This is a genomic window from Thermithiobacillus tepidarius DSM 3134, assembly GCF_000423825.1.
Classification (GTDB): domain Bacteria; phylum Pseudomonadota; class Gammaproteobacteria; order Acidithiobacillales; family Thermithiobacillaceae; genus Thermithiobacillus; species Thermithiobacillus tepidarius.
This window is the reverse complement of the sequence record NZ_AUIS01000019.1, coordinates 1-5,135: the sequence shown is the minus strand read 5'-3', so window position 1 is coordinate 5,135 and position 5,135 is coordinate 1. Positions and strand designations below refer to the sequence as shown.

7 protein-coding genes are annotated in these 5,135 nt (G+C 68.3%); 1 reads left to right on the top strand and 6 read right to left on the bottom strand.

Going from position 1 to position 5,135, the window contains the following annotated elements; genetic code table 11:
- Positions 1-639 precede the first annotated feature (639 nt).
- Entirely contained in the window at positions 640-987 is a 348-nt protein-coding gene (locus G579_RS0109740; RefSeq protein WP_028990031.1) for a 4a-hydroxytetrahydrobiopterin dehydratase, read from the bottom strand.
- Between the two features lie 72 nt (positions 988-1,059).
- Between G579_RS0109740 and G579_RS16910 the strand changes: the two genes are divergently transcribed.
- Positions 1,060-1,914 carry a phosphatase PAP2 family protein gene (locus G579_RS16910; protein WP_051181354.1) on the top strand — a complete coding sequence of 285 codons (855 nt, stop codon included), beginning with the start codon at positions 1,060-1,062 and terminating at the stop codon, positions 1,912-1,914.
- Here G579_RS16910 and G579_RS0109730 read toward each other — a convergent pair.
- The 5 genes from G579_RS0109730 to G579_RS19045 form a co-directional block, all read right to left on the bottom strand.
- The gene (locus G579_RS0109730; protein WP_051181352.1) at positions 1,842-2,810 is read right to left on the bottom strand and encodes a diacylglycerol/lipid kinase family protein; all 969 of its coding nucleotides are present in this window, start codon (positions 2,808-2,810) and stop codon (positions 1,842-1,844) included. The two genes, G579_RS16910 and G579_RS0109730, sit on opposite strands and share 73 nt — an antisense overlap.
- A 78-nt stretch (positions 2,811-2,888) precedes the next feature.
- Positions 2,889-3,818 (bottom strand): sensor domain-containing diguanylate cyclase, encoded by a 930-nt coding sequence (locus G579_RS0109725; RefSeq protein ID WP_038019297.1) that lies wholly within the window; start codon positions 3,816-3,818, stop codon positions 2,889-2,891.
- Positions 3,819-4,430, bottom strand: a complete 612-nt coding sequence (locus G579_RS0109720; RefSeq protein WP_028990028.1) for a hypothetical protein — start codon at positions 4,428-4,430, stop codon at positions 3,819-3,821.
- Positions 4,427-4,792 carry a response regulator gene (locus G579_RS0109715; RefSeq protein ID WP_028990027.1) on the bottom strand — a complete coding sequence of 122 codons (366 nt, stop codon included), beginning with the start codon at positions 4,790-4,792 and terminating at the stop codon, positions 4,427-4,429. The genes G579_RS0109720 and G579_RS0109715 overlap by 4 nt, the downstream gene beginning before the upstream one ends.
- A gap of 176 nt (positions 4,793-4,968) precedes the next feature.
- Positions 4,969-5,135, bottom strand: a 167-nt coding sequence (locus G579_RS19045; protein WP_038019294.1) for a transposase, incomplete at its 5' end; no start/stop codon positions are given.

Below are 5,135 nucleotides of genomic sequence, written 5' to 3'. Positions count from 1 at the left end.
GTGACTGGTGACTGGTGACTGGTGACTGGTGACTGGTGACTGGTGACTGGCAAGGCTGGGGCGGGACCAGGGCTCGGTCAAGAGGGGCCGGCACGGCTCAGCTCGAATCACCCGGCGGGTCATCCCCGGCGCCATGCCCGCCACCCCATTGCCGCCCCCGGCCGTGGGAGCGGGCTTGCCCGCGATGGCTGGCCGATCGGCACAGTGGATCGCGGGCAAGCCCGCTCCTACGAGCCAGGATGCTGGCCCGCCAGGCTTTGGCACGGCACCGCAGCCGCCCGGCATACTCGCTCCCGCCGGGCGCGGGCAAGGTGAGGGGATAATCTTGCGAGTACCCGGGCATGGCTCCCGGGGTCGCGCTGCCGCCGGCCGTCGGAGCGGGCTGGCCCGCGATTTCGTCCTCATCGGGATGGCGGATCGCGAGCCAGCTCGCTCCGACAAGCCAGGATGACAGCCCGCCAGGCTTTGGCACGGTACCACCTCGGCACGCCCCGGAATACCCTCTCCCTCGGGGAGAGGGCAGGGTGAGGGCCCGCCACGGCATGCCCCCGGCGCCAAGCCCGGGCCGCGCTGGCTCACGCTCCCACAGTTCAGGGCGGCATCCCGCCGTGATGGCTGGTCCGATGCTTCGCGCCCAGCCTACCCCGCCATGAGCCGATCCACCTTCGCCGCGCAGATGAAGTCGTTTTCCGACAGACCGCCGATGGCGTGGGTGCTGTAGCGCACCGTGCAACGGTTGTAGCCGACTTCCAGGTCCGGGTGGTGGTCCTCCTGGTGGGCGATCCAGGCGACGGCGTTCACGAAGGCCATGGTCCGATAGTAGTTCTTGAACGCATAGCTCTTGACGATTTCGCCATCCTGATAGGTCCAGCCATCCAACTGCTGCAGCAGGCGCTCGATCTCGGCCCGCTCCAAGGGCGGCACGCCGCCCTCGCACGGCACGCAGTGCTTTTGAATCAGCTCAGCACCCTTTATGATCTCGGTCATGTCCCACCTCCGATGGCTCTTGCAAGATGAGTCCGCCCAAGGGCCCGGCCGGCGGCCAGCGGTCGGTTGCGCATGACCGCGCCAGGCCAGCCCCGCGCCGCGCCCGCGGACACCCGGCCCGGACCGCGCGCCCTGCTCGTTTCCGCCATCCTGCTGCTGCTCAGCGCCTGGGCCTTCGCCGAGCTCGTGGAAGCGGTTCTGGCCCAGGAGCTGGGCCGGCTGGACGGCGCCGTGTACCGCCTCCTGCAAGCGCAGCGCAACGCCGGGCTGGATGCCTGGCTGGTCGGCATCACCGAGCTGGGGGACGCCGTGGTCGTCCTGCCGGTGGCGGGCGCCGCCCTGGCCTGGCTCGTCTGGCGGCGGCAACGGCGCGCCGCGCTGTATCTCCTGGCCGCCGTCGCCTTCGCCGAGCTCGCCGTGCCCTTCGTCAAGCTGGTTCTGCAAGTGCCCCGCCCCGTGGCCGTGTATACGGGCGTGAACGCCTATTCCTTCCCGAGCGGCCATGCCGCCCGCGCGGTGCTGGTCTATGGCTTCCTGGCTTTCCTCGGCGGCCGGGGCTGCCCGCAGGCGCTGCGCTTCGGCCTGGCCTTCGGCACGGCCGTCCTGGCCGGCCTGATCGCTTTTTCCCGCGTCTATCTCGGCGCCCACTGGCTGTCGGACATCCTTGGCGGCGCCTTGCTGGCAGCGGCCTGGCTGCTGCTCCTCACCATGCTCTACAGCCGCTGGCCCCCCGCGACCGTCACCCGCGGATTGCTGCCGGTGCTGCTGAGTGCTCTGATCCTGAGCGGCGGCTGGCACATTGCCCGCCAGCATGCCGCGGACCTGCAGCGCTACACCCCGCAGCAGTCCCCCTCTCACTCCGGCGGCACGGCGCCCGCCTCGCCAGCCGGCACGATGACCCGCAGCGCCGCCGGCCGGACGCGATAGTGCAACGGACTTCTCATGGGCACCACCTCGCCGTCCAGGGAGACGGACAGGATCCGGCGCGGCGTTTCGATCCAACCTTCCTGCAGGCACAGCAGGTCCAGGCCGGGGCTGTCCGCGGCACGCCGGAACAGCGCCTTGAGGACAAGCCGCAGCAGCCCCCAGCGCCCGACCGGATGCATGACGTAGAGGCTTAGCTGGCCGGCATCCAGGCAGGTGCCGGCGCGCTGGTCGAACTGGGCGGCCTGCAGGCGGTTGTTGCCGACGAAGACCAGCGGCGTGCGGTAGGCGGTCACCGTGGCGCCCACGCCGAGGCGGATGCTGAAGAGCGGGTGGGGCTGCAGCACCGTACGGATGCCGGAGACCACGGCCACCCAGCGGCGGCGGCCCAGGCGGGCCTTGTAGCGCTCCGCCTCGGTCAGAATGCGCGAGTGCAGGCCCAGGCTGGAAGTGTTGACAAAGAGTCGGCCGTTGAGCTCGCCCAGGTTGACGCTGATCACCCGTCCGTGCACCAGGGTGTGGACGGCATCCTCCAAGTCCAGCGGGATGCCGAGGTTGCGCGCAAAGTAGTTGAAGGTGCCCAGGGGCAGCACGCCGAGAGGCACGCTGGTCCCGGCCAGGACGGCGGCCACGCTGCTGACGGTGCCGTCGCCGCCGCCGGCCACCACCACCCCCGTCCCGGCGGCCACGGCGCGGCGCGCCCAGCCGGCTGCCTCCGCGCCGCGCTCGATCAGATGGATCTCCGCCGCCACGCCGTGATCCCGGAACAGCGCGGCCAACCGCCGCCCGATCGCCGCCTTGTCCCGGGCACCGGCAGCGGCATTCAGGATCACCGTGATCGGAGCCGGCGCGGCCTCGGGACCGCGGCCCGGCATGACGCGGGTTTCAGGGTTCGCCATCTGCCGCTCTGCGCCTCCATTGACGAACGCGGGCCACACGATCGCCATCCGCTCAGCGGGCTGGCGTCGCTCAACTGCTTAGACGGCGCAACTCACCCGATTGCGCCCGTTCGTCTTGGAATGATAAAGCGCCGTATCGGCTTCGTGGATGAGCCGTTCGTAACCGCTCAGCTCCGGCCGCAGCTCGCTGATGCCGATGCTGACGGTCACCGGAATGGGCGGGAGCTGATCCAGGAGCACCGGCTCCCGGGCCACGGCCAGGCGCAGGCGCTCGCCCAGCACCCGCGCGCCGGACAGGTCGGTTTCCGGCAGCACGACGGCGAATTCCTCGCCGCCGTAGCGGCCCAGCGTATCGGTGCTGCGCAGACAGTCTCCGACCCGCTGCGCCACCGTGCGCAGCACCTCGTCGCCGGCCGGGTGGCCGTGGGCGTCGTTGATGTGCTTGAAGTGGTCCACGTCCAGCAGCAGGAAGGCCAGCGCCCCGCCGTAGCGGCGCGCGCGGTCGAACTCCCGGATCAGGGCCTGTTCCAGATGGCGACGATTGAAGATGCCGGTCAGGCCGTCGCGGCTGCCCGCCTCCTTGAGCATCTGCTGGTAGATGCTGGTGTCGGTCACGTCGAAGAGGGTCACGCAGACGAACTGCACCTCGCCCTGCTCGTCCTTGACCGGCATGAAGGTGCAGTTCTGCTGCATGTAGTCCACCCCGCCCGTCACCGGCCGGTTGTGGCGGAACGGAAAGAGATAGGGACGCTGCTCCCAGGCGGTGAAGGAAAAGTTCTTCAGGATGAACACGTTCTGGATCTTGCGCTGCAGCCAGGGGCGCGGCAGCTCGGGAAAGCAGTCGAACAGGTTGCGGCCGAGCACCTCCTCGGCGCGCCAGCCGCTGTTGACTTCCATGAAGCGGTTCCAGAGCACCAGCCGGTGCTCCCGGTCCACCACGAAGATCCCCACGTTCACGCGGTCGACGATGAAGCTCAGCAGCCGGGGGTCCATGGCAGGCGCGAGCATCTATACGGCTTCCAGCAGCTTGTCCAGATCCTGGCGCAGGGAATCGATGGCCTCCTCGGTCATGAGGATCAGCAGATGGCTTTTGAATGCGCTGTTCTCCAGGCCGAAGTTGACCTCCACCAGCAGCGCATCGGTCCAGGACAGGTTTTCGGTGGCCAGCATGCGGCTCACCCGCACCCGCTCGGCCATGAGTGACGGCGCCGAGAAGCTCAGGTCGGCGCCGAGTTGGTCGCCGATGCAGCACATGCAGGCGCCCACCAGGACGTTGCTCACCTCCAACAGCAGCTCCTGTTCGCTGTTGGCGTCCAGCTGCTCGTCGTAGCCCATGAGCACGGCCAGATCGCGACGGCCCGCCTGGCCGAAGATCACCACCGCCTCGCCGCGCAGGTGATTGTAGAAGGCTTGGCGCGCCGCCGAGACCACGGTGTCGCTGCCGACCATTTCCAGGACGGCGTCCAGCACCTCGGTGGCCGTCACCAGCCGGATGCGCGGCACCGAGAGACAGACAAAGACGTCCAGAATGCGGGCCAGCGAGTTGCCCGCCTGTCCCATGGCCACGTTGGCGACCTCCTGCAGGGCATCGGTCTGCGCTTCGGTGAGGGGCATGATCATAGCAATCCGTACTCCTGCAGAATGCGCGTCAGCTCCTCGGTCTTGACCGGCTTCTGGACGAAGGCCACGGCGCCCAGGGACAGGACCCGCTCCCGCGCCTTCGGCTGGATGTCCGCGGAAATGACGATGACGAAGCAGTTCAGGCCCTCCCGCTTCAGGGTTTCCAGCACCTGATAGCCGTCCATGACCGGCATGGTGAGGTCGAGCAACATCACCTCGGCCTTGCCGGCACGGTAGGCCGCCAGCGCCTCCATGCCGTTGCTGGCCTGCGAAATCTCCACATCCCAGCCGGCGGGCAGCGCCTTGATCACCATTTTCCGCGAGATCGTGGAATCGTCGACTACGAGTACGGGTGTTGCCATCTGCAATTTCACTCCAAGCGAGCCAATCACCTGCCGCCCGATCGCCGGGATTTTCGTGACGGCAGAGGCCCGTCCATCTGTTCCGCGACGTCCGGCACTGCCGGACCGCTTGCCCAGCACCGCGCCGAAACGGGTTTCCGGTACTACATGCACTTTAAATAAGGCTCTGTTGAATTTCAAGTGGGTTGCCGGGCATGAGGGTTGATCACTGCGAAGTCGAGCTTGCCGGCGATCAGGAAGATGACGGTTCTGATAGTGGTGAAGCGGGTGAAGCCGCGAGCGCGGCGCTTGGCGGACTGAAACAGGCCGTTGAGCGCTTCGAGGAAGCCGTTGGTCTGGCGGG